25 protein-coding genes are annotated in these 21925 nt (G+C 55.4%); 14 read left to right on the top strand and 11 right to left on the bottom strand.

The features are described 5' to 3' along the window. Positions 1–5 precede the first annotated feature (5 nt). Positions 6–1082 carry a TauD/TfdA dioxygenase family protein gene (locus tag IE079_RS02640; RefSeq protein WP_189572342.1) on the top strand — a complete coding sequence of 359 codons (1077 nt, stop codon included), beginning with the start codon at positions 6–8 and terminating at the stop codon, positions 1080–1082. 185 nt (positions 1083–1267) lie between these two features. On the opposite strand, the gene IE079_RS02635 is transcribed toward IE079_RS02640, so the two are convergent. Next, a complete protein-coding gene (locus IE079_RS02635) occupies positions 1268–1660 on the bottom strand; it encodes a DUF3775 domain-containing protein (protein WP_189572339.1) in 393 nt (130 codons plus the stop codon). Between the two features lie 146 nt (positions 1661–1806). Here IE079_RS02635 and IE079_RS02630 point away from each other — a divergent pair, with 146 nt between their 5' ends. From IE079_RS02630 to IE079_RS02620, 3 genes are read left to right on the top strand one after another with little or no spacing between them, the layout of a single operon-like run. Next, complete coding sequence (locus IE079_RS02630) at positions 1807–2589, top strand: endonuclease/exonuclease/phosphatase family protein (RefSeq protein WP_227712265.1); 783 nt, start codon at positions 1807–1809, stop codon at positions 2587–2589. Then, positions 2586–3818: a cardiolipin synthase ClsB gene (gene clsB / locus IE079_RS02625; protein ID WP_189572335.1), complete on the top strand. Its 1233-nt coding sequence runs from the start codon at positions 2586–2588 to the stop codon at positions 3816–3818. The genes IE079_RS02630 and clsB overlap by 4 nt, the downstream gene beginning before the upstream one ends. A gap of 14 nt (positions 3819–3832) precedes the next feature. Continuing rightward, on the top strand, positions 3833–4798 hold the full coding sequence (locus IE079_RS02620) for a lysylphosphatidylglycerol synthase transmembrane domain-containing protein (protein WP_189572332.1): 966 nt from the start codon (positions 3833–3835) through the stop codon (positions 4796–4798). A gap of 53 nt (positions 4799–4851) precedes the next feature. Here the strand turns inward: IE079_RS02620 and IE079_RS02615 are convergent, their stop codons facing one another. Further along, positions 4852–5610, bottom strand: a complete 759-nt coding sequence (locus IE079_RS02615) for a transporter substrate-binding domain-containing protein (protein WP_227712264.1) — start codon at positions 5608–5610, stop codon at positions 4852–4854. Positions 5611–5869: 259 nt separating this feature from the next. Next, positions 5870–7351, bottom strand: coding sequence for a GGDEF domain-containing protein (locus IE079_RS02610; protein ID WP_227712263.1), 1482 nt, complete (start codon positions 7349–7351; stop codon positions 5870–5872). A gap of 360 nt (positions 7352–7711) precedes the next feature. On the opposite strand from IE079_RS02610, the gene IE079_RS02605 reads away from it, so the two are divergent. The 5 genes from IE079_RS02605 to IE079_RS02585 all read left to right on the top strand — a co-directional run bounded on the left by IE079_RS02605 (position 7712) and on the right by IE079_RS02585 (position 12000). Then, positions 7712–8719 carry an alpha/beta hydrolase gene (locus tag IE079_RS02605; RefSeq protein WP_189572322.1) on the top strand — a complete coding sequence of 336 codons (1008 nt, stop codon included), beginning with the start codon at positions 7712–7714 and terminating at the stop codon, positions 8717–8719. A 389-nt stretch (positions 8720–9108) separates the two neighbouring features. After that, positions 9109–9687 carry a hypothetical protein gene (locus tag IE079_RS02600; RefSeq protein ID WP_189572319.1) on the top strand — a complete coding sequence of 193 codons (579 nt, stop codon included), beginning with the start codon at positions 9109–9111 and terminating at the stop codon, positions 9685–9687. A 332-nt stretch (positions 9688–10019) separates the two neighbouring features. Next, complete coding sequence (locus IE079_RS02595; RefSeq protein ID WP_189572316.1) at positions 10020–10814, top strand: alpha/beta hydrolase family protein; 795 nt, start codon at positions 10020–10022, stop codon at positions 10812–10814. Further along, positions 10814–11116 (top strand): hypothetical protein, encoded by a 303-nt coding sequence (locus IE079_RS02590; protein WP_189572313.1) that lies wholly within the window; start codon positions 10814–10816, stop codon positions 11114–11116. Before IE079_RS02595 ends, IE079_RS02590 begins: the two co-directional genes overlap by 1 nt. A 104-nt stretch (positions 11117–11220) precedes the next feature. Further along, positions 11221–12000, top strand: a complete 780-nt coding sequence (locus IE079_RS02585; RefSeq protein ID WP_189572310.1) for a transposase — start codon at positions 11221–11223, stop codon at positions 11998–12000. Between the two features lie 172 nt (positions 12001–12172). Here the strand turns inward: IE079_RS02585 and IE079_RS02580 are convergent, their stop codons facing one another. Further along, a complete protein-coding gene (locus IE079_RS02580) occupies positions 12173–12721 on the bottom strand; it encodes a pyridoxamine 5'-phosphate oxidase family protein (RefSeq protein ID WP_189572307.1) in 549 nt (182 codons plus the stop codon). A gap of 449 nt (positions 12722–13170) precedes the next feature. Between IE079_RS02580 and IE079_RS02575 the strand changes: the two genes are divergently transcribed. Continuing rightward, positions 13171–13434 carry a hypothetical protein gene (locus IE079_RS02575; RefSeq protein ID WP_189572305.1) on the top strand — a complete coding sequence of 88 codons (264 nt, stop codon included), beginning with the start codon at positions 13171–13173 and terminating at the stop codon, positions 13432–13434. Here IE079_RS02575 and IE079_RS02570 read toward each other — a convergent pair. The 3 genes from IE079_RS02570 to IE079_RS02560 form a co-directional block, all read right to left on the bottom strand. Then, positions 13431–13832 carry a MerR family transcriptional regulator gene (locus tag IE079_RS02570; protein ID WP_189572302.1) on the bottom strand — a complete coding sequence of 134 codons (402 nt, stop codon included), beginning with the start codon at positions 13830–13832 and terminating at the stop codon, positions 13431–13433. The two genes, IE079_RS02575 and IE079_RS02570, sit on opposite strands and share 4 nt — an antisense overlap. Before the next feature lie 74 nt (positions 13833–13906). Beyond that, positions 13907–14155 (bottom strand): DUF1272 domain-containing protein, encoded by a 249-nt coding sequence (locus tag IE079_RS02565; protein ID WP_189572299.1) that lies wholly within the window; start codon positions 14153–14155, stop codon positions 13907–13909. A 141-nt stretch (positions 14156–14296) separates the two neighbouring features. After that, positions 14297–15265, bottom strand: coding sequence for a LysR family transcriptional regulator (locus IE079_RS02560; RefSeq protein ID WP_189572297.1), 969 nt, complete (start codon positions 15263–15265; stop codon positions 14297–14299). 173 nt (positions 15266–15438) lie between these two features. Here IE079_RS02560 and IE079_RS02555 point away from each other — a divergent pair, with 173 nt between their 5' ends. From IE079_RS02555 to IE079_RS19075, 3 genes are all read left to right on the top strand, one after another. Further along, the gene (locus tag IE079_RS02555; protein WP_189572294.1) at positions 15439–15921 is read left to right on the top strand and encodes a cupin domain-containing protein; all 483 of its coding nucleotides are present in this window, start codon (positions 15439–15441) and stop codon (positions 15919–15921) included. A 16-nt stretch (positions 15922–15937) separates the two neighbouring features. Beyond that, a complete protein-coding gene (locus tag IE079_RS02550; protein WP_189572291.1) occupies positions 15938–16732 on the top strand; it encodes an SDR family NAD(P)-dependent oxidoreductase in 795 nt (264 codons plus the stop codon). Positions 16733–17006: 274 nt separating this feature from the next. Next, on the top strand, positions 17007–17366 hold the full coding sequence (locus IE079_RS19075; protein WP_189572288.1) for a DUF3135 domain-containing protein: 360 nt from the start codon (positions 17007–17009) through the stop codon (positions 17364–17366). A gap of 175 nt (positions 17367–17541) precedes the next feature. Here the strand turns inward: IE079_RS19075 and IE079_RS02540 are convergent, their stop codons facing one another. The 4 genes from IE079_RS02540 to IE079_RS02525 form a co-directional block, all read right to left on the bottom strand. After that, on the bottom strand, positions 17542–18681 hold the full coding sequence (locus IE079_RS02540; protein ID WP_189572285.1) for an NAD(P)/FAD-dependent oxidoreductase: 1140 nt from the start codon (positions 18679–18681) through the stop codon (positions 17542–17544). Then, a complete protein-coding gene (locus IE079_RS02535) occupies positions 18668–19384 on the bottom strand; it encodes a methyltransferase domain-containing protein (protein WP_189572282.1) in 717 nt (238 codons plus the stop codon). The genes IE079_RS02540 and IE079_RS02535 overlap by 14 nt, the downstream gene beginning before the upstream one ends. A 43-nt stretch (positions 19385–19427) precedes the next feature. After that, a complete protein-coding gene (locus IE079_RS02530; protein ID WP_189572279.1) occupies positions 19428–20474 on the bottom strand; it encodes a type III polyketide synthase in 1047 nt (348 codons plus the stop codon). Between the two features lie 126 nt (positions 20475–20600). Beyond that, on the bottom strand, positions 20601–21161 hold the full coding sequence (locus IE079_RS02525; RefSeq protein WP_189572276.1) for a DUF305 domain-containing protein: 561 nt from the start codon (positions 21159–21161) through the stop codon (positions 20601–20603). A 277-nt stretch (positions 21162–21438) separates the two neighbouring features. Here IE079_RS02525 and IE079_RS02520 point away from each other — a divergent pair, with 277 nt between their 5' ends. After that, positions 21439–21762, top strand: coding sequence for a DUF3135 domain-containing protein (locus IE079_RS02520; protein WP_189572273.1), 324 nt, complete (start codon positions 21439–21441; stop codon positions 21760–21762). The last annotated feature ends 163 nt before the right edge of the window (positions 21763–21925 follow it).

The raw sequence follows: 21925 nt of genomic DNA, 5'->3' as shown, positions 1-21925 counted from the left end.
CGACTATGGCAAAGACATCAGAAAAGTTCAGCAACAAGTCACCAACAATCCCTGATCTGGACGGTCACCGTGTTTCGTTGATTGAAAAGGAAGGTCTGACAGTCAAGCAACTGGAGCCTCTGGGCGTTGAAGTCTATGGCGCTGACGTTCGTCACAGGCTCCCCGGGCCGGTTATCGAGGCGTTGGCCGTGGAAATGGCGAACCGGGGCTTCGTCGTGTTCAAGCATCAGACGGATCTCTCAGCGGATGAGCTGGTTGAGGCGAGCAAATGGTGGGGCGCTGGCGAAATCCACTCTACCCATGGTGTTCATCCTGCAACCCCCGGAATGAACAGAGACATCTTTCGCTGCTCCAACGACAACCGCCATGGCATTCTGGGGGTTGGCCCGCAATGGCATAACGACGGCAGCTTTGAAGCCGGGACTTTCTCCCATTCCGCCTACTACATGGCTCGCGCGCCTGAACACGGGGGCGGTACACACTTCGCCCATCAGGGGGCAGCCTTCGATGTTCTTCCCGAGGCAAAGCAGGAATTCTGGCAACGCCTTGTCTCTGTCAATTCCACTACCGGAGTGACTCACCCTTTGGTTCACACGCACGCTGTGTCCGGGCGAAAAAGCGTATGGCTTCATCTGGGAATGACCGGTGCTGTTATCGAAAGGCTGCCGGAGCACGGCGTCCCTGTCGAACAACTGCAGAAACAACCGGCAACCACTGACCAGCTCCGACTGCTGAACGAAGATGAAATGAAGCAACTTTTCAATGACTATAACGATCTGATGAATGCGTCGTTCGAAAAGGGATACGGCATACGTTATCACTACGACAACGGCGATCTGCTATACATCGATAACTGGGCACTGGCCCACAGGGCGGCGCCTGAAGCTCATCTGCCTGCCGAAAAGCAGGGTTTGAGAATCATGGATCGTGTCACTATCAAGTCGAAGCAGAATCTGGCGCCCCACTTCGGATTGCCGCAACACATCAATATATCCGGGCCGCACCCGCTCAATAAAGACGGTGTCTGGCAGGCAGGTGGCGTGGGATTCCGATGGAAAAATGACATCCCCATGCAAAACTGATGGTAATCCCAGCGGACAGTAACGGTACTCAGGTATTCAACAGCAGAATATTCCGTGAGTACCGGCAGTGTCTGCACCATTTGTGCCCGCTGCAGGGGTTGGCTGGCCTGGTTGGACCTGGCTAACCCAGCGCCGAGGAAGGCCACCCGGGAAGCATATAGCCAGTTGCCCTTCCGGCTTCAGGATCAAGCAGCGCCATTGCAGTCGTAACCGTGCAACTCAAGCCCTTCACGCAGATGGTCGGCCAGCAGGGGATGATCGATCAGGTATTGAGCTGTTTCCGGCGACCATTGATCCCTCGCCTGCTGCACAATGCTGTCCCACTCATCCAGTACGTAATCCCCTCGCCCCAGCCAGAGCAGGGCAACCACTTCATGCTGCTGATCGGGCTCCAGATCTTTGACGATGGCTTCAAACTCGCTATAGCTGGTGTTGTCTCTGTGATCGGCCAACATTTGCTGGGACCAGTCATCGACCGCGTTGCTACCTTCCTCCGGAATGCTGACAGGTTCACGAACGTTATAGGCCTGGGCCAGCTCGATCAGCCTGCATACGGTGTCTGGATTAACGTTCAACATGTCGTTCCTCCCGGGGTCTGATTTTTGATGTCCTGTTAACTAAAACTTAGTCCGGCCGCGGATAGTTTCAATGGCTGGCACCAATCTGTGGTCGCGCAGGACAGTCACCACCTCTAGAATGCTCTAAAGACGGTGGCTTAAAACCCTTGGCCACTATTGTTTCATTCCTGACCGAGACCGGAGGGCACTTGGCCTTAAGGATACTGACCCTCAATACCCACAAGGGTTTTGGCCATTTTAACCGTAAATTTCTGTTGCCGGAGCTGCGGGAAGCCGTGCGGGCAGTTGCGGCGGACGTTGTGTTCATGCAGGAAGTGCAGGGAGCCCATGAAAAAAAGGCTTTCCGTCATGCGCGATGGCCTGACGCCCCCCATTATGAGTTTCTTGCGGATTCCATCTGGCCCCACCATGCGTATGGCCGTAACGCCGTTTATCCAATGGGGCATCATGGTAATGCCTTGATGTCCAAGTTCCTTATCATCGACTACAGGAATGTTGACGCGTCAATCACAAAGGCCGAGAAGCGCGGCCTGCTTCATTGCCGAATTGACAAGCCTGATGATAGCGACAAACCACTGCATGCTTTTTGTGTGCACCTGGGCCTGCTGGAGAAACATAGACAAACTCAGCTTGAACAGTTGTGCGATCTTGTGAGCTCAATACCGGAGTCCGAGCCGGTTGTTGTCGCCGGCGATTTTAATGATTGGCAGGGAAAAGCACGGAAGGTGATGGCAAGCTGCGGTCTGACAGACGTTTTCGAGGCCAGATGGGGCGGTCCCCCTAAAACCTTTCCGGCGATTTTCCCTTTGTTTCGCCTTGATCGAATCTACGTCCGGGGCGTAAGCGAGCATGAGCCGATCAAACTACCTAACAGGCCCTGGGCACACCTGTCTGACCATGCGCCGCTTGCTGCGGAAATCACGCTATGAACGAGGGGATGGTAAGAGGAAACTCGATCTCTTTGTTGGTGAACGGCGATGAATTTTTCGCCAGGATCCTGGAAGTTATTGATGCCGCTGAACTGGAAATACTGATCGAGACTTTCATGCTTCGGGATGATCTCGTGGGTAGAAAAGTTCAACATGGATTGATAGATGCCGCCCGTCGCGGGGTGTGGGTTTCTGTACTGGCTGATGGGTATGGTACGCACTTTCTCCCACAAAGCTTTATTGATGAAATGAGAGCGGCGGGCATTGTCTTCCGTCTCTACCATCCTCAGCCCCAATGGCTGAGGATAAGAGCGAATATTTTCAAACGGTTACATCGTAAGATTCTGGTGGCGGATGGCCATACCGCGTTCGTGGGAGGGATCAACCTGGAAGCCAATCATTTGTCTGAATTCGATGCAGAGTGCAAACAGGATTACGCTGCTGAGATACAGGGCCCCATAGTCAGGGATATCCAGCAATTCGCCCGTCAAGCCATTCAGGCCCAGTTTGACAAGAAGTTTGACTTTGTCCGCCACGGTGCAAATCCAGGTTCCGAAATACAAAGCCAGGACGCCACCCTGCAGCTCGTTACAAGGGATAACGACAGATTTCGGACAAGCATTGAAGACCAGTATCTGGAAAGAATTCGTGCGGCCGAGCACCGCATCACCATCGCGAACTGTTATTTTTTCCCAGGCTATCGAATTTTAAAAGCCCTCAGGGATGCAGCACGCCGAGGCGTTGAAGTCCGTCTTCTTACTCAAGGCAAACCGGACTCCATAATGGCAAAAAGAGCTGCCTTCACCATTTATGATTTTCTCGTCAAATCAGACATCCAGGTGTATGAATACTGGGAGCGTCGGCTGCATGCCAAAATCGCAGCTTTTGACAATGAATGGGCAACGATCGGATCAAGCAATCTCGACCCTTTGAGTTTTTTCCTGAATCTTGAAGCCAATATCTTTGTTCGGGATTACGACTTCAATCGTCAGACTCAGGAGGCAATAGAGAATCTTATAAACCGCAGTAATGTTATAAAAATCAATGATTCCTGGCTTGAACAACGCACCTTGTTGATGGGGTTCCTCAGTTTTCTCTCTTATCACTTGGTGCGCCATCTTCCCGGTTTGACCGCCTGGGTTCATAAGCGGGAGAGAGCGAGCGAAACTGGCCCGGGTCACCTCCGCTCCCGGAAGCCTGGTTCTGACCGCAGGCGAAACCATGGATAGGCACCGGCGAGGGAATGCAGAAGTTTCTGAAACAAGCCGTGTTCAGGCCTGAAGTGCTGAAACTTTGGGCCCGGCGCCTTGTGACGGCCGGTTTCCTGGCCCTGGTGGTCTGGCTGCTTATAAACCATGCCCAGAAAACGGATTGGGAAGCTGTAAAAACCGCGCTTGCCGGTTACTCCCCATCCGTTATCCTGATGGGTTGCGCTCTGGCTCTGGCCTCTTACCTGGCTTACGCGTCTTACGATCTTTTCGGGCGCTACTATGTAAAGCACGACATTTCCTTACCTGGCACCATGAAAATTGCCTTCATCTGCTGTGCTTTCACGCTCAACCTGGGAGCATTGATCGGAAGTCTGGGTTTTCGCTACAAGCTGTATAGCCAGCGCGGCGTCGGGAAAGGGGATATTGCTCACATTGTGGGCATGAGCCTGACTACAAACTGGCTCGGCTATGGCCTTCTGGCCGGCATCGTATTTGTCACAGGTAATGTGTCGATGCCTTTCGGCTGGCCTGAAAATAACCTTGCCATGACGGGTGTGGGAGCCCTCCTCATTGGGATTATTCTCGGCTACCTGGGCCTCTGCCTGTTTGGGGCCAGGCGCTCCTGGAATATCCGCGGTCAGGTCATTACCTTGCCTTCCATAAAAATCGCGATTCTCCAGATGATGGCGTCCTGCGCCCACTGGCTTTTCATGTGTGCCGTTATCTTCATTTTTCTGAATCCGGAGATCAGCTTTTTTTACCTTCTGGGCGTTCTTCTGATCAGCAGTATTGCAGGTATCATAACCCATGTGCCGGGTGCTCTCGGGGTGCTGGAAGCTGTCTTTCTTGCATTACTCGCAGACAAGGTGGACCCGGCCCGCATACTGGCAGCATTGATCGCCTACCGGGCCGTGTTCTATCTTCTGCCGCTGGCACTAGCGTTGGTGGCTTATCTGGTGAGCGAAATTGCCATCAGACGGTTGGGGAGGGAGAAATAATGTTACGTACGCAAAGTACTTGCGTGCCTTTCCGCGTTTCTTACGTTTCTTTTCTACGTTTCCTCGTCGTGACTTTGCCAAGGGCTATCTGAGCCACAGTCCGCCGGCTCCACACCCGGCACGAAATCGGCGTCGAGCCCGTAATCGTCGAGGATCTTGCAGAGCCGTCCATCCGCCCGGATCTCTGTGATGCCGCGGTCGAACGCCCGGGCAATAGCCTTTGACCGATCAGGGTGTTGCGGGGAAAGCGCCAGGTAACCCGCGTGGCGTTCTTCAAGGCAGCCCGCGTTAACGAGGCCAGCGTGATTTTCCGAGTAATCAAGCAGTAAGCGGTCATCGAGAAGTGCGTCAAACCGTCCCATCCGGACAAGGTCGCGCAGCCGCCTGGGGATATCATCACCCATGATGAGGGTGGCACCCTGGTCCAGATTCGCGGCAATGTAGGCGTCAATGGCTTCGTTATAACTGTAGCCGGATGTCGCCGCGAAGTGGATGCTGTCCAGTGACTCAGGGCCGGCATAACGCCAGGGGCCATCCTCGGAAACGTAAAAGCAGTACTCACTCACCGACACCGCCTGCCGGGGAAAGATGAAACCCGGGGTTTCACCCCTGAACGCGGGTACGATGGCGTCTACATCTCCCCTGGCGGTTTCGACAAGCGCGCGGTCATAGGGCAGATTGCGATAATTGATGCTGTGCCCGGAGGCTTCCAGAGCGATACGGGTAATCTCGACCGCGAATCCCCAACGCGCCTTGTCCGCCTCACAGGCATAGGGGCACCAATAGGCGGGTGCGGCAACGGAGACCGTCAATGATTCCCCGGCTGGTGCCTCAGACTCGTCAGCCCAGGCCGGCAACGACCAGAGCAGCCCTATCAGATTTACAGTCAACGCCCTGAACCAGACGCCATATCCGGGCGACACACGATTCCCGGCCAAGTCATACCCCTTCGGTAAGCGGAACCACACATCTGACAATCCTAGAGTAAGCCAGCCAACTATGCGCGATAACAGGCCCTGGAGCTCGATGTACGGACAGGAAATCGGTTGGTCCCGGTTGATTCCGGGGAACTCAAGAGCAAACGACCTGGTTGCGCCCCCGGTCTTTGGCCCGATAAAGGGCCTGATCGGCACGGTGCATCATGGTATCCGCCGTGTCACCTGGTTGACGGCTTACCAGCCCTGCGGAGGAGGTCTGCCCGTAGGGCACGAGTTCAAGCATACGCTCAAGCACCTTGCGACCCTGTCCCCTGTTGGTATCCGGAAAGATAGCGACAAACTCCTCGCCACCAAACCGGGCCAGCAGGTCGGCTGAGCGCATCTCCTCCTGCCAGGCGGTTACCACTTCCTGCAAAAGAGCGTCTCCGGCCGAGTGCCCATGGGTGTCGTTGAAAGCCTTGAAGTGATCAAGATCCAGAAAGGCCAGACTCAGAGGCGCATCATGGCGCTCGGATCGGGCCATTTCCCTTGCCAATTCGTTGTCCAGCTCTCTCCGGTTGGCAGCACCGGTCAGAGGGTCGAGCTTGGACAGCCGCTCAACTGCCTCGGCTTGCCGTTGAGTTTCCGTCAGCAGGCCCGCCATGCGGTGCATCATAAGCAGAAACAGCAGAATCGAGGCGAAGGCGGCAACTTTCACGGCTTCAGTGTTGGTACCTTCATGGAAAAGAATCACCGTTGGTACGAGTATGGTTGCTATCCCCAGGATGACGATGCGGCGTTGGGATAGTTCCGAGTTCGGTGTACGAGTGCGCGTTCCGACAGAGGCCGAAGGGTGGTGGGCTGCGGCGACAAAGAGTGCATAGGACAGCAGCCAGAGGCTGTCCGTAAATCCGCCTGGAGCGTACCAGCCGACCAGGTTGCCGTGAGCATAAAGCAGGTCAGCGGCCAGATAGGACAGCATGCCGACGAGAAGAAACGAATTGGCGAGGATCCGTTCACGCTGCAGGAACACCAGATACAGGATGAAAGGGAGCAGGATCAGGTCGGCCACGGGGTAGGCCGCCGAGATGAGGAGCTGACTTGTGCTGAGTTCAGGATTGTTCTGATAGGGAACAATCAACAGAATCCAGCCCAGGACCGCCGCCGATGTACCCACGATAAGCGCATCGCTCAGGGCGCCATCGCTATGCCCTTTCCGCCGCCCGAGCACGTACAGGGCGCCCATGAACAGCGGGTAGACCGCCAGGTAGAAGATATCGGCAGCCGATGGGAAGGGTGAAAGACCGAGAAGATCGAGCCAGTACCAGATGCCATGGCCAATGGCGGCCAGAAACAGCGCGCTAGCGATCAGTTTCCAGGCCAGTGGCTGAATCAGCTGGCGGTGGCTATACGCGGCAAATCCGACGGAAAGCGCGGCGATCACGCTGGTGAGAACGTAAACGATGCTGGCCAGCTGTCCATAGGGCAACACAACATACAACAACGCCAGCATTACACAGATCCCCGGCCACCACTGCCAGGCGCGAGTCCGACTGGTTGCGGGGTTGCTGCCGGGATCATCCATGGGCTTTTTCTGAGCGTGGTGTTTGGCCGACAGTCGGTATTCTTTCGGCATCAACGCCTCGAAACATAGAGTGATCCGGCCCCTGTGTGCCTGTATTCATCAAATCAGCAGGGAAAATGGAAGACGGTCCGAAAGTCCCCGGCCTTCGCTTGACTGGTCACCATGATAAAGTTTTTCTGCAGGAATGCCGGAGAAATTCTGTAACTGAATGTTTGAGAGTGACTGTCCCTGTAGCAATACTCTGTCGTAATGACTGGTCCTGGCTATGACCGAAGTGGGCCGGTGTCACTCATTCAGGTTGCGTTCATGACCTCCGCTGCTATATTCGGTATCGAATGTCGGGCCAGTAAAAAGAAAAATTCCGAAAATATCAGGTTCATTAATGCGAACAACAATAACGGGAGAATGAACATGCAAGGAACAGAGTTTCGTGGTTTCCACAGTCTTGCCGGCAAAGTGATGATGGCTGTTCTCGGCGTATTGCTGTCAGGAGGTATGGTAATGGCAGATGCCAATGAATGGCGAGTGATGGAAGCAACCGATGGCACGGATGTTCACTACCAGTACTGGGCAGCCGACTCCCAGCCCCATGCCGTGGTGCAGGTTGTGCACGGGGCTGCGGAACATGGCAGTCGTTATGACCGTTTTGCCCAATTCCTGAACCGTCACGGGTATGCGGTTTATGCCACTGACCATCGTGGTCATGGTCGTACCCTTGTGCGTTCGGAAGAGCTGGGCGACGCTGGCCCCGACGCCTGGAATAACTTCGTCAAGGATGAGATGCAATTGAGCGCCATCATCCGTGATCAACATCCCGATGCAGACCTGGTGCTTTTCGGCCACAGTCTGGGTTCGTTCATGGCGCAGGACTACATTACCCGCCGGCCGGAGCTGATCGACGGCCTGGTGCTGTCCGGCACCGCCTATGGCCCGCCGCCGCCCCAGGATCTGCTTGACGCCGTTGACGCTGCTGCCGAGGAGGCGCCGTTGGCGGATTCGGAGATCTGGGCCGGTATTTTTACCGACTTCAACAAGCCGTTCAGCGAGGAACCAGGCTTCCAGTGGCTGAGCCGTGATGAGGCGGAAGTCCAGAAGTACGTGGATGATCCTCTCTCAGGGTTTGCCTTCAGCAACGAGCTGGTGCGGGATTTCTTCCATGGCATGGCGGAACTTCGGGATCCTGCTCGCGAGCAGGAGATTCCCAAGGATCTGCCGGTACTGGTCATTCAGGGAGAGCTGGACCCGGTAGGCAATAACCTGGAGGCCACCAGGGCACTGTTGGAGCGCTATGAAGAGCTGGGGCTGACCAAAGTTGAACATGAGTTCTATGATAACGCCCGACATGAACTGCTGAACGAAACCAACCGCGAACAGGTCCAGGAGGATGTCCTGGCCTGGCTCAATGAGCTGACCCGCTGATCAGTGTCTTGCCGCGGAGACTCCGGGCGGATTAGCCCGGATCACTGCGGCGGCTCATTGCCTTACCGAGCACCGTTGTTGATTAGTGGCTGTCCCAGTGATGTCGTCCGGGAAACCCCGAATTCGATGTTGGCTACCGCAAATCGACGTCCGATAACCTTCTGGTAGCTGCGGGCGCTGAGTTTGATGCCAGCAATTTGAGGTTTCTTTTGAGAGTGTCTGTCCCTGTGATCCTGATCCGTCCCGTCCCAGTTACCGCCGCCTGCTCCAGTGGACTGCGACCAATCGGGTTGAAGCAACTACCCCCCGGGGTTAAGGTTGGCCGCGAGCCCTTCCAAGATTGACCGGCTCAATGGACGAGTTGAACAAATATACACAAGGAGTCTTTTATGACGCAGGTGATTTCCCTCACATCCAGGTCCTTTACCAGAATTCTGATTATGTGTGCCATGGTCAGCAGCCTGCTGGCGGCTGGAATTGCACAGGCTGAAACGTTGACCAGTACCCGGATACAGTCTTTCCTCGATACGCGGGATGACCTTGCCGGATTTGACGATGACTACCCGGGACTTCAGCAGGCTTCTGAGGAAATAAGGGACATGACCAGTCCCCTGTCCAGCGCCATTCCGGCGCTGGAGCAGTTCCCTGAGGCTCGTAAGCATTTGGAGAAGACTGTCACTGAACACGGTTTCGATAGTGTTGAGGATTGGGCGAACGTTGGAGACCGCATTATCCTGGCGCAAATTGCCATCTCAATGCAGGACATGTCTGCTGAGGAACGTGCAATGAGTGAAGAAATGATGAGTGCTGATTACGGAGAAGACATGCCCGAATACATGAAAGAAAGGGCCAGGGAGATGGCCGCTGGGGCAAGGGCGATGAGGTCAGCGGCAGAAGCAGTACCGCCGGAAGACATTGAAGCGGTTAGGCCGTTCATGAACCAACTGGATCCGGAAGAGTACAAATAGAACTCGCTTGCGGGAGGCCGTTCGTCGAATCAATGCCAGATACCCTGGATCGGTACTGTCGATCCGGGGCAGAACACTTACCGCACTAGTAGCTAATTGGGATAGTTGCTGAAAGCTGAATGGGTTTTATACAGCAATCGTTGCGACCCGCTGAATGTTTTGGGACTGTCTGTCCCGTGGCTCGGTTATCGATCCCAGGTGTTCACAACTCAACCTGTATTTTCGTGAGCTATTCGGTTGGTAGACCGGGGAAGGTGGGGTACTCTCTGCCGTCTTGGTGTGAGCTGAATATGCTTCATACGTGAAGATCTGCTTTTTACAGGATGTAAAAGATGGCCAATGGATTGACGGTTTTTCTCGGTGGCGCCGGGATGAACGGAAGTTATCAGGAAGATATGATCACCAGCCTGCGCCAGGCGGGCATCTCGAACCCGGCCTATGGCAACTACTCTGGTTTATTCAAAGGCGTCGATGAACATCTGCCTTCATCTCTCGATACCTTAGGCGACGCTTCTGCGGTTGTTTTCTACAATCAGGATAAAAACGACCCGATTGCCCTCCAGTTGGTCAACACGAACCAGTGCAAGGTGGAAGGAAAGTACAGTGCCTTGGGATTGGTGGTTCATGAATACTCTGGAAGAAACAGCCTGGGCGAAGAATGCGCCCGGTACGTCCTTCGCTATGAATTGTCCACTCCCAGGGACGTAAACTTCTCGCTCCAGACGATTGGCATCAATAACCAGCGACCGCAGAGAGGACAGTTCAACTTTATTGGATATTCCTGGGGAGCCGTTATTGCTGCCCGTACTGCCCTCTACTATGCCAATCTGCAGGTAGAAGTTGATCACCTGGTCTTGGTCGGCGCCCCGATCAATTTAAGTCTACTCAGGGCCGTTCGGACCCATGCCCACATCAGGAACGTCATCGTCATAGACCTCAAGCAGCATGGAGATCCGATTTACGCTGGCATGAGCGATGCTGAACTGATCACCTCCGTGCCTATCCTAGCCTCACAGATGAGAAGTGGATCGGGCGAGGGGCATTTTTACTACGCGGTTGAAAACGGAGATGGGCAGACTCGTCGCCATCTTCTGGCACGATCTCTGTTCCAGAAGGGGCTACGTTGATGGCAATCCTGCGTACGTTGCTGGTTATTCAGCTTCTTGCCTGTCTTTCGCTTTACAGCGCCAGGACCTTTGATTGGAGACTGATCGACGGGTCGCCGGCGCTGGATTGGGTGTTCATGTTCGCCTATCCAATGGCATACGCCGTTTTCGTTCCGGCCCTGATACTGCTTGTCACGGACATTATTCGTTTTAAGCGCAGAACTCCGATTGTTGCCATAGGGTGGATCAGCTTTGATGTGCTCTTTCCCATACTGAGCTATGTGATTTTCGAGCTGTATTACAATCAGATCGGACAAATGTAACGTTGTTGGGGGCGGCTCCTGACCCCAGTAGCTAGTGTGGATACTTGCTGACGGCAGCACGCTCTGCTTTTATACAGCAATCGTTGCGGCCCGCTAAAGGACGCATGACTCGCCCCAGGGAACAACTCATCTCCGTCGCCGAGACGCCCTACTACCATGTCGTTTCCCGCTGTGTGCGGCGCACCTTCTTATGGGGGTTCGACTCTCATACCGGCATAAGCTACGAGCATCGGCGCCAGTGGATCGAGGAACGGATTCGGTTACTGTCCTCCCTGTTCGCCATCGACCTGTGTGCCTACGCGGTCATGTCCAATCACTATCACCTGGTGGTGAAGCTCTGTCCTGAGCAGACGGAATCGTGGAGCAACGAGGAAGTACTGACTTGCTGGACCAGCCTGTTCAAGGGGCCGCCCATCGTCCAACGTTTTCTCACAGGTGAAGTTTTACATGAAGCAGAGCACCGGTACGTGGAGCGGATGGTGGCTGTCTATCGTCAACGCCTGACGGATCTGAGCTGGTTCATGAAGTGCCTGACCGAATCCATCGCCAAAGAGGCCAATCGGGAAGATGGCTGTACCGGACATTTCTGGGAGTCCCGTTTCAAATCGCAAGCCCTGTTGACCGAGCAAGCATTGCTCAGCTGCATGGCTCACGTGGATCTTAACCCCGTGCGGGCGGCCATGGCGGAAACGCCAGAAACCTCTGATCACACCAGCATCAAGGAGCGATTGGCTCCAACCTTCAATCTGTCCGAGGCAATCCAGGCCCAGACCGAGCAACTGTTCCTGAGGCAGTTTCCCGTGGCCCTGAAGCCGCTGATCAATTTCGAGGAAGCCGTCAGGAACGAGCCCCAACGGGGCATCCTGTTCATCTTTCAGGGGTAGGCGTTACCGAGGACTTCATCGACAGGCAGATTTGACCCCGGGGTGGCGTTCATATTTGTCCCACGTTTCTAGGATTTCAGGATTGATACCTGAATGATCGCTTGGGGAAGCTCGTTACCTGATGAATCGCGATCTGAACACATAGAAGCCGCCTGGGTGCTTGAGCACCTGACTATACCTCTTCACCCATACCCGTATGCTTGCCATCCAGGCTCACCAGGTTATTCTCTTTCCAGTAGTCCTTCACCCCTCCTCTCCCTCTCTTCTCAGCCCAGCTGGTGAGGGTGTTCCGCTCGCCCAGGAAGGTATAGTACGGAACCGCGAAGCCGCAGGACGTCTGTACGAGCTCAATATTAAGGTCAAAGATCTGGCGTGCTCCGGTGTAGCTTGGGAAGTGCTCAATCAGCCCAAGCCAATTGTCGTCTCTCGGATAGATGACGACTGCCTTGCCGTACACCCTCAGAATCAGCGGCTGCTTGTCGAAGGAGCAGAACATGAGAGTCATGCGGTGGTTTTCCAGCACATGGGCTGCGGTTTCGTTGCCACTGCCGGTCAGGTTGAGCCAGATCAGTCTGTCTGGCCCCAGAACTCTGAGGCTATCCATGCCTTTTGGTGAGATGTTGACCAACCCTTCGGCGCCGGCGGACCCGACAAAGTACAGGTGCTGGGCATTGATGAAATCCGTGTGTTCCGGGAGCAGCTCCCCAAACTTTTTGGCCACCGTATTACCTCCTGTGTAAATAGAACGTTAAAGCTCCCAGAGCCCATGATCATCAAAGCCGGCAACCAGCACACAACCAAGCTCAAGATCAGTGACATGGAGGTGGACGTTCTGCGTCAACGCGCCTGCTTCCATATAGACATACCGCTTTCCACGTTCGCCTAAGGGCGGCTGGAGTCCAAAATGCTCAACGGGAACGGCAAAGTTTGCGGCTACGCCAATCAGGATGGCAGAGTCAGCCAGGGCTGATCGCCAATGCCCACCGCCTGTATGGTTTCAGAGGACGGCAAGTATTGAGAGTGTCAGTATTGAGAGTGCCTGTCCCAGATATTCCGATATTCTGTAGTGACTGCCCCCTTTGTCTCCAGTTTCTTTAGGGCGCAGGCTTGACCGTGGAGTATGCTCCACCGTTTACAGTTCAGATCCTCTCTAACGGATCTGGAGTAAACATGACCAAGAAATCGTCAATCCTCACCACCAAACGACTCGCCTGGTCCGCCGTCGCCGCATGTGTCGGTTGCTGTGCTATACCGGTGATTGCTCTTGCCTTCGGTTTTACAGCAATTGCCGGTTTGGGGGTCTACCTGGAGCAGGCGGCCCTGGGATTTTCCATCGCCGCGTTGATCCTGTTCCTGTATCTGGCCTTCAGGAAAAGACAGCCGAGTTGCCATACCAATTGCTCGTGCAAAGGTACTGCTGCCAAGAAGATCTAAGCTTTCCGTGTGGCAAAGCATGTGGGCAGACCACCGCTGATGCCACAACCAGAATCGCAGGCCTGGCGTACCGAAACCAGTCTCTCCTGGTACTCTTTCAGGAGAGAGATCTTCCGCTGGAGCAGTTCGAGCTTCTGAGCTAACTGCTCCGGCAGATTTCCACAGGGACGGGACACTGTCGCCAACACCTCAAACAGTTCTTTCATCTCAGTCAGCGTGAAGCCCAGCTCCTTTAGCTGTCTAATGTGGTTCAAACGCTCCAGGGCCTGCGGTGGGTAGTCCTTGTAATTGTTCTGCCGTTTGAGATCTTTCCCCGGCGCGAGCAGTCCGAGCTTTTCATAATACCGAATTGTGTCACGGGAAAAACCGGACGATGAGGCGAGCTTTCCTATTAGCATGGTTGTGAGTTTTCTCCCTTTGTCTCACTGCACTCTGAAACGTTACCGTTGGATTTCAGTCAGGCGGCGTCTTGCTACGGACTCCCACCGCAACCGCGGGCATTCAGAATACGGTTCATCGAAGCTGGAAACTTCTCCAGCAGTGCAAAGAGACGAACAGGACGAGGGGCAAAATTGCCGCCGCAATTCGGGCACTGATGGTTCAACACATCGGATGCACAGGACCTGCAAAAGGTGCATTCGAACGTACAGATGACCGCTTCGGTGGAATCCGGCGGCAAATCCTTGTCGCAACACTCGCAATTGGGCCTCAGTTCAAGCATAGAGCTCTCCTTGCTATTGAAACCGGGAAACCAGAGCACAGACGCCATAGCGAACGCCGGCCCGGTACACTTCCAAGCATAGCATCAGACCAGGGGGCTACCGTTGGGAGTTTCTGTCCCAATTACTGCTTAGTTGATATCTCATGTAGAACTCATATCTACCTCCGACTCATCCGGCCAGGTAAGAAGCGGGAGCAAGCCCGTTTTCAGCTCAATGCTCTTCGCAACCCATCGGGCAAATACCCGATAGTTCGGTTGCTCCTGATTTTTAAGCCACAGTATTTGCAAGGTGACTGACGGTGCATCCGGACCTGAAAGAGGGATAACCGAGAGGCCGGGCAAATCATGTCTTGCGATCGACTCTGGTACGATACCCACACCATTGAAAGAACGTACTCCATTGAGCATCGTTTGTAACAGAGCGACCTCCAACTCCACTTGCGGGACAATGCCATAAAGGCTCAATCCTCGCAGTACCGAATCGAACACGGTAGGCGCGTGATTTCGGCTAAAAACCACAAGCCGCTCTTTGTCCAGGTCTTTCAACCCTACCCCTGCCAGACCGGCCAAGCGATGGTCGTTCTGCACCACTATGGCAAGGGATTCTTTGGCGATATTGTTGACCCGAATGTCTTTCGGCCAGATGCCATCCTCTGGATTGCTAACGGCTGCGAAGGCAAGCTCAAGTTCCTCCGCGAACAGAGCTTCATCCGGGGAGCGATCAGTCTGGTCAAGCGGCTCGATTCGAAGTTCCGGTGTTAATCGAGCGAAATCTTCCAGCCCGACAGGAGACATCAGGAAGTAAACGTACTCGATGAAGCCGATTCGCAATCGGTCCGTGTTGCTGGAAAGGGTTCGTGTTTCTTTAAGCGCCTCATCTACTGCTTCCAAAATACCCTGGGCTCGCTCAGATAATGTCTGGCCGGCAGGTGTTAAACGGATCGCTCCTTTTTCTCGCCGAACAAGCGGCACGCCAACGATTTCCTCAAGTCGCCGAATACTTCTGGAAAAAGGTGGTTGAGCAATGTGACAACGGGCGGCGGCACGCGTGAAATGCCGGGTTTCGGCCAAGGCCAGCAGGTGTCGCAGTTGCTCAAGAGACGGACGCATTTTCAGTACCCGCAAGGTATCAAAGGATACCTACAAAGAATTGGTTGTTCTTCCAGCCCACAATATAGCATTCACCTAGCCGATACAGTCTGGTTCGCGGAGGATGGCTCCGGAGTTAACACAATATCGGCCCGGAAAACTAAAAATAAACAACAACATGTTGGAGAACGACGATGTCAGTACAAGAGGTCTCCCATCAAGATAATCAGCAACACGGGTACTGGGATGATGGTTCACTGATCATTCGGGCTTCGCAGGTGCCGTGGACAGAATGGGCACTCCCGGGCACCTGGTTCAAGCTGCTGGATTACGACCGCAACCGCTCTTATAGCGTCATCCTCCTCAAGATTGATCCCACCGCCCCGTCCACCCCGCACAAACACGTTGGCGCCGCAAACGCCTATATCCTCGAAGGCGGCTTCTCATACGAGCACGGCAGCGTACGTGCGGGAGATTTTATGGTCGAAGCAGGAGGCGTCACCCATACCCCGCAGATACATGAAGATGGCTGTATCCTCCTTGGCTTCATGTACGGGGTAGTTGCCGGCTTTAATGAGGACGGATCGCTTGCCGGCATCATAGACGTTGACTGGATGATTGATCAGGCAACCGCGAACAATGCATTTGAGCATCTGAGTAACGTATTGCGTACCTGAAAAGTAGGAAGCTGATATGAGACTGAAGGACAAAATTGCGGTCGTAACAGGTGGTGGTAGTGGCATCGGTCGAGCAGCTTCAATTGCTTTCGCAAAGGAAGGTGCCAAAGTCGTGGTGTCCGATATTGATCTTCAAAGCGCTCAGAGCACTTGCGAAAAAATTGAGAGTCTGGGTGGTGAGTCCATTGCTATCGAGTGCGATGTGGCCAATCACGACCACGTAAACGCATTGGCAGAGAAAACAAAAGATTATTGGCAACGGGTTGATATTCTCTATAACAATGCCGGTATAGCAGGCCCCCCGGGAGGAATCGACGCACTGGATAAAGACGCATGGCAACAGGTGCTGGATACAAACATTAATGGCACCTACTACTGCTGCAAGGCATTCATTCCATTATTTCCTGAGGCCGGGGGATCCATAATCAACCAGTCTTCCGTTGCAGCGCTGGTTGGCGGTGGCCCCCCGCATGTGGGACCAGTCGCGGCTTATACGACGGCCAAATCAGCGATAATAGGGCTGACTCGTTCAATTGCCTACCAGTTCGGAAATCAGGGTATTCGTTGCAATGCCTTGTTACCGGGAACGATCGAAACTGGAATGACCGGACCACTAATGGAATCTGCCAAATACACCGAAGGTGTAAACAGGGCGACGCCTCTCGGTCGATTCGGTCAGGCTGAGGAGGTCGCGAAAGTTGCCTTATTCCTGGCAAGCGATGAATCAAGCTTTGTCACTGGCGAATCAATTGTGGTCGATGGAGGGTTCGTTATTGCTCAAGGTCCCGTATACACGGAAATAGACCTTTGACTCAGGGCAGGGGCGGAGCTTTTTCCTACCGTCCCTGCGCCTACCAGCTCGAGCACCACCCTCAGGAAGTTATCGCCCCAAGCACTTCGAGAGCAATCACCACACCATCTACCTGGAATTACTGGACTACCCTGGTCGAATCGTAAAGCAGGACAAGCAGGGAAGCCTTCCTTTTTGTAATTGACTGCCCCAGTTGCCGCCCAAGTTACTGTTTTTTTATAGTGACTTTCCCGATCTTCGTCTATTACTTGAATCCAGGTGAAGGAGGAAAGTTATGGATACGCCCACGTTCGATGAGCTCAGGGATCTGGCCCAGCGTGACCCGGAAGGCTTTGAGGTATTACGTGCGCAATTGATTGAAGACTGTATTTGCCGCAGCTCGAGCAGCAGTCAGCGCCGGGTAGCCGGAAGTCCCATGAAGGCACTACTGGATATTCAGGCCATGATGTACGACTCGTTTCTCGATCTGAAACAGGTTCTGTTGGTTCGGGAACCCCCTCTGGTCCCTCTGTGCCGACCAGCGCACAAATCCTGGAGTTCCAGCGTTCCCTGGATTAGAGGAGACTGTCGAGGCCTCTCTGTTTTCCAGCGAATGCCGTGCTTGCCCCCTATTCGTCTGGCTGGCCCGGGCTGATGAAGTGCTATACAGAGCCAAGGCCTCCGGCCGGGACCGGATAGTCTTCGCAGATGAGGCGGAGCAGCCCGCTACAGCAACGGCCTGAACGGATCTTTGCTGACCATCTTGCCATTACTCCCGTCGTCACGAAGGTAACGGAATAGCCGCACGGACTGTGCTAGCTGAACGGGCGTCAGTCTGCGGGCACACGGTCGCCCACGAGCTGATCCGCCTGCAGGCGGGTCAGCGAGACGGAGCGCGTCAGCACGGCGGGCCAGGCTCTCGCCAAGGTCACGGCTGCCTTGCGCGCTGCCAGGTACTGCAGGCCATTGCTCAAGAGCCGCGCGCGGCGAACCGGTGAGCGGAAGGCCCGATGGGCCTGGTGCTGATATCGCCGGCTTCCCGATCCGCTCAGGCAGGCCCTGGCGGCGAGAAACCCCGAGTGCAAGGCGATGGCCATGCCATCCCCGGCAAAGGAGGGTATCACTGCGGTCTGATCACCCAGGCGGAATAGCCCCGGGCGCGCCGCACCGGGGGGATGAAGAAAGCCATAGGGCGTCCCGTGAACTGCCAGCGGCCGGCTCCATAAGGACCTGCAACCGACCAGGCGTCGCTCGAGCAAAGGCGACGTGCCACACAACCATTGCAGTATGCCGGGCCAGCTTCCGTTGCAGCTCTTGTACCGGGCTTTGGGCAACAGAAAGCACAGATTGGCTTTACCGTCTTCAACGGGCTCCAGGCCAGCATAGCCACCGTCGTAGAGGAAAACTTCCACATGGCCGCGGAGCTCGCGCTGCTGTTCACGTTGCAGGCGCAGGTGCATTTTCAGCCCGATCAGGTCCCGGTTTTCCGGCTTTACCGGTCGTCGCCACTGCCGCAGGTCGCGTTTTCCGGTGGCCAGGAAGACGTTCCTGGCCACAAAACGGGATTCGGCGGTCGTGATCACCCACCCTTCACTGCCCTCTTGCAGACCGCGAACCGCGACACCGCGGTGAATCTCGGCGCCGCACTGTTCGGCCTGCTCCAGCAATGCCTCGTCCAGCCGTCGGCGGGAAAGACTCCAGGCATTGAACGGCAGCCGGGTTTCAGACTCGGTAGCCCCGGAACAGAGCCGTAGCCGTCGGATTGGCTGTGCGCCCAGGTGCTTCAGATCCACCCCCAGCAGGGCCAGGTAATAAGCGGTATCCCAGCTGATGAACTCGCCACAGACTTTGTCATGGGGGCTCTTTTCCCGCTCGAGCAGGGATACACGCTGCCCGGCACGGGCCAGTTCGATGGCCGCCGCTGCCCCTGCGGGACCGCCGCCAATGACCACCGTGTCATGAAGATTCATGGTCTTTCACGCAGGACAGACAAAGCCGGAACGGAAAGAACCACTGTATGCGCACGTGCTGATCCAAATCGGCCAGGGCCAGCAGCCGCCGCCAGTCCGCGACACTGAAGGCGCGGGCGACGGAAACTGCAGCGTCGTTCCTGATCAGGCGATTGCGGCTCAGGGCTGCCGTGGCAAAGCGGATGAAATGGTAGGGGACGGGATGACGGTGCAGGTCATTGATAAACCACCCTTTGCGGGCCCGGCCGTGCATCCACTTCAGAAAGTCCACCAGCTGGTGGTCGGTCAGATGGTGGGTGAACAGCGAGCTGATCACCAGATCAACGGGACGATCTGGCTCGAAAGCGAACACATCAGCCGTGACATGGCGCGCCCGGGAGCCGGGGGAAGAGCGCTCCGCTGACTGCCTGGACCAGGGGTTGAGGTCGACCCCGATGAGCTCCATGTTGGCGGAGCTCCGGGTTTTCGCTGCCGTGTTTTCGATACGCCGCAGCATGTCGCCGCCGCCACTGCCGGCATCCAGAATGGTTAATGGCTCAGGGCGCTTCAGCCAGGGCCGAAGCCAGCGCAGCGTGGGCCGGTAGGCCAGGGTCAGCTGGTTGATGGTTTCCAGGCTTTGCAGACAATGGTGAAACTCGGCAAAGGAAAGGCCGCCCTGATCCATCAGCTCTGTCTCATTGCTCCGTTGTCCCAGGTTAGCCATTGCATGATCCTTTTCAGCAGGCATTGTCCGCTTACCGGCATCGTTACAGAGCGAAGCGCATGCTCTCCACGGTGAGCCCGGGGCCGAAGGCCATGGCACAGCCGGGCCCGGACCGTGGGTCACGGTTCAGGATATCCTGGAGAACAAACATTATAGTAGCGGACGACATGTTGCCGAACCGGCGGAGCACGTCCCGGGATGAGACAAGCTGCTCTTCGGAGAGCTGAGCGCCACCCCGCACGCCGTCCAGCACTGACCGGCCGCCCGGGTGAATGGCCCAGTGGATGACGTCCGAGCGCGTGAGCCCGTCGAGTATGTCACCCAGATGGTCCGGCAGGCCCCGCGCGATGGCGGCTGGCACCTGCCCGGACAGGTGCATATCAAATCCCTGGTTGCCAATCTGCCAGGTGATGAGCTCGCCGCTGCCCGGTATGACGGTGGTATTGAACCCCTGCAGTGCGATGCCCGCAGGCTCTGCCGTAACGATACCGGCAGCACAGCCATCGGCGAAAATCAGAAACGACAGCATTTCCTCCAGCGTGCCAGTGGACTTGAGGTGAAGTGTGCAGAGCTCAAGGTTCAGTACCAGTACCCGTGCGTTGTTTTCGGAACGGACAATGTGCCTGGCCAGCTTCAGGGCGTTGAGCGCCGCAAAACACCCCATGAATCCCACCATGGTTCGCTCCGTGTCATCGTCGAGACCGTAGTGATCAACAATCTGTTGATCGAGCCCCGGCGCATAGAACCCGGTACAGCTTGTGACAAGAATATGAGTGGTGCCCGCCAGGTCAAGTTGGTCCAGGGCGCGTCGTGCGAGCGTGAAAGCATGACGCTCGTACCATTGCATCCGCTTTCCGGTGTCGGGAAACCCCGCCTCGTCATAGAAGCCCTCGGTGTCCAGGCGCTGGCTGTCGCTGTGGGGCTCGAGGAAGGAATAGCGATGGTCAATCTGAGCACGGCTGGCCATACGACGGAACAGGACCCGGTCCCGCTTGTCTGCAATCAGTTGAGGGCAGTAATCGACGAACTTCTGGTGAACATCGAAGTCCGGCACCGCAGTGGCAATGGTGTTCAGGTACGCTGTGACCATCGGTTTTCCTTAAAGGAATGTCTCAACGCTGTCGTAGTGAGCCTGGTTGCCGCGACCTGGCTTGCAATTTGTAGGGTTAGAACGACTATATCTGAAAAGGCATCGACGACCCGGCCGTTCGTTCATTCATTGCACCACCTGGTCGATTTCACGCTGCATTTCAGGGGTTATCTCGGTGGAACGAGGGGGAAGCGGCGCCCCACCCTGTTCGCCATTCTGCGCAATATCGCTCAGCAGCAATTTCATCTCGGCTATTTCGCGGACCTGAGCCGCAATGATCTGATCCGCGAGCTCGCGAACGCGTGGATCACTAATGCTCGCCCTCCGCGAGTTATTGATGGCAATGGAGTGGTGGGGAATCATGGATTTCATGAAGTCGACATCCCCGATTACCAACTGGCTTCTATTCGCAAACAGCAAAAACACGCCCAACAGGGCAGCCACAACAAGAACCGCGATTTTGGTTCCCACACCTTTGTACATCGACCACATGAATCCCAGCATTACGATAGTCATGACACACCCCATAACCAATGAAGCGATCAGACGGTTGACGCTGAACATGGCGTGGTCGAATGAATAGACGAGCTGATACATCAAGAAGAACATGACGAATACCGACGTCGCGATCATCGCCGCGAATCGGCCCCAGCCCATTCCCATCATCTGTTGCTTTTGTTGTTCCATCCCCTGGCCCTCAGCGTTGGTTCTGTTCCTGCTGGCATCGAACTACTCGACGCCTCTACAAAACAACGTATGCCTGTTTTACCCCTGCCGCAAGAAAGCTACGGGGTGGGTACAGCTGCCAATGATGATGCGGAGTTGTTGGAATAGGGCCCGGAGGGGGCTGGTTGGCGGCTGCCCCCCACGGCGTTAGCCGAGAACCATCAATAGTGACGATCCCTTAATAGTGACGGTTCGCGTCCTCTGGTCTATTACTTGAATCCAGGGAAGGAGGAAAGTTATGGACATGCCCACGTTCGATGAGCTCAGGGATCTGGCCCAGCGTGACCCGGAAGGTTTTGAGGCATTGCGCGCGCAATTGATCGAGGACTGTATTTGTCGCAGTTCGAGGAGTAATCATCGCCGGCTGCGTGGTATTCAGTTTGTCATCGACGCCAGGCGCCGGTCGGCCAGAAGCCCGGTGAAGGCACTACTGGATATCCAGGCCATGATGTATGACTCGTTTCTCGATCTGAAACAGGCCCTGTTGGCTCACCAGTCCTCCTCTGAGCCCTCTGTACCGACCAGCGGACGAATCCTGGAATTCCGGCGATCCGTAGATTAGAGCAGATCGTCGAGCCCCCGCTAGTCACGCTGCTGTCGTTGATTTTCTTCTTGAGAGGACATCTTGAGAGCGCTTGTCCCTGACGACCCTCCACACCAGAAATCATCAACTCAGTGTTCGTCCCCACCATACTCGGAATGCCTTTCCTGGCTGTCCCTCAGGT

Source organism: Marinobacter zhanjiangensis, from assembly GCF_014651935.1.
Taxonomy (GTDB): domain Bacteria; phylum Pseudomonadota; class Gammaproteobacteria; order Pseudomonadales; family Oleiphilaceae; genus Marinobacter; species Marinobacter zhanjiangensis.
This window is presented reverse-complemented; position numbering and strand designations above follow the sequence as displayed.

Bases quoted from the DNA above. Each gene is read 5' to 3' on its own strand.
- IE079_RS02640 (WP_189572342.1), top strand. From the start codon at position 6: ATGGCAAAGACATCAGAAAAGTTCAGCAACAAGTCACCAACAATCCCT.
- IE079_RS02635 (WP_189572339.1), bottom strand. From the start codon at position 1,660: ATGTTGAACGTTAATCCAGACACCGTATGCAGGCTGATCGAGCTGGCC.
- clsB (WP_189572335.1), top strand. From the start codon at position 2,586: ATGAACGAGGGGATGGTAAGAGGAAACTCGATCTCTTTGTTGGTGAAC.
- IE079_RS02620 (WP_189572332.1), top strand. From the start codon at position 3,833: ATGCAGAAGTTTCTGAAACAAGCCGTGTTCAGGCCTGAAGTGCTGAAA.
- IE079_RS02610 (WP_227712263.1), bottom strand. From the start codon at position 7,351: ATGCCGAAAGAATACCGACTGTCGGCCAAACACCACGCTCAGAAAAAG.
- IE079_RS02605 (WP_189572322.1), top strand. From the start codon at position 7,712: ATGCAAGGAACAGAGTTTCGTGGTTTCCACAGTCTTGCCGGCAAAGTG.
- IE079_RS02600 (WP_189572319.1), top strand. From the start codon at position 9,109: ATGACGCAGGTGATTTCCCTCACATCCAGGTCCTTTACCAGAATTCTG.
- IE079_RS02595 (WP_189572316.1), top strand. From the start codon at position 10,020: ATGGCCAATGGATTGACGGTTTTTCTCGGTGGCGCCGGGATGAACGGA.
- IE079_RS02590 (WP_189572313.1), top strand. From the start codon at position 10,814: ATGGCAATCCTGCGTACGTTGCTGGTTATTCAGCTTCTTGCCTGTCTT.
- IE079_RS02585 (WP_189572310.1), top strand. From the start codon at position 11,221: ATGACTCGCCCCAGGGAACAACTCATCTCCGTCGCCGAGACGCCCTAC.
- IE079_RS02575 (WP_189572305.1), top strand. From the start codon at position 13,171: ATGACCAAGAAATCGTCAATCCTCACCACCAAACGACTCGCCTGGTCC.
- IE079_RS02570 (WP_189572302.1), bottom strand. From the start codon at position 13,832: ATGCTAATAGGAAAGCTCGCCTCATCGTCCGGTTTTTCCCGTGACACA.
- IE079_RS02565 (WP_189572299.1), bottom strand. From the start codon at position 14,155: ATGCTTGAACTGAGGCCCAATTGCGAGTGTTGCGACAAGGATTTGCCG.
- IE079_RS02560 (WP_189572297.1), bottom strand. From the start codon at position 15,265: ATGCGTCCGTCTCTTGAGCAACTGCGACACCTGCTGGCCTTGGCCGAA.
- IE079_RS02555 (WP_189572294.1), top strand. From the start codon at position 15,439: ATGTCAGTACAAGAGGTCTCCCATCAAGATAATCAGCAACACGGGTAC.
- IE079_RS02550 (WP_189572291.1), top strand. From the start codon at position 15,938: ATGAGACTGAAGGACAAAATTGCGGTCGTAACAGGTGGTGGTAGTGGC.
- IE079_RS19075 (WP_189572288.1), top strand. From the start codon at position 17,007: ATGGATACGCCCACGTTCGATGAGCTCAGGGATCTGGCCCAGCGTGAC.
- IE079_RS02540 (WP_189572285.1), bottom strand. From the start codon at position 18,681: ATGAATCTTCATGACACGGTGGTCATTGGCGGCGGTCCCGCAGGGGCA.
- IE079_RS02535 (WP_189572282.1), bottom strand. From the start codon at position 19,384: ATGGCTAACCTGGGACAACGGAGCAATGAGACAGAGCTGATGGATCAG.
- IE079_RS02530 (WP_189572279.1), bottom strand. From the start codon at position 20,474: ATGGTCACAGCGTACCTGAACACCATTGCCACTGCGGTGCCGGACTTC.
- IE079_RS02525 (WP_189572276.1), bottom strand. From the start codon at position 21,161: ATGGAACAACAAAAGCAACAGATGATGGGAATGGGCTGGGGCCGATTC.
- IE079_RS02520 (WP_189572273.1), top strand. From the start codon at position 21,439: ATGGACATGCCCACGTTCGATGAGCTCAGGGATCTGGCCCAGCGTGAC.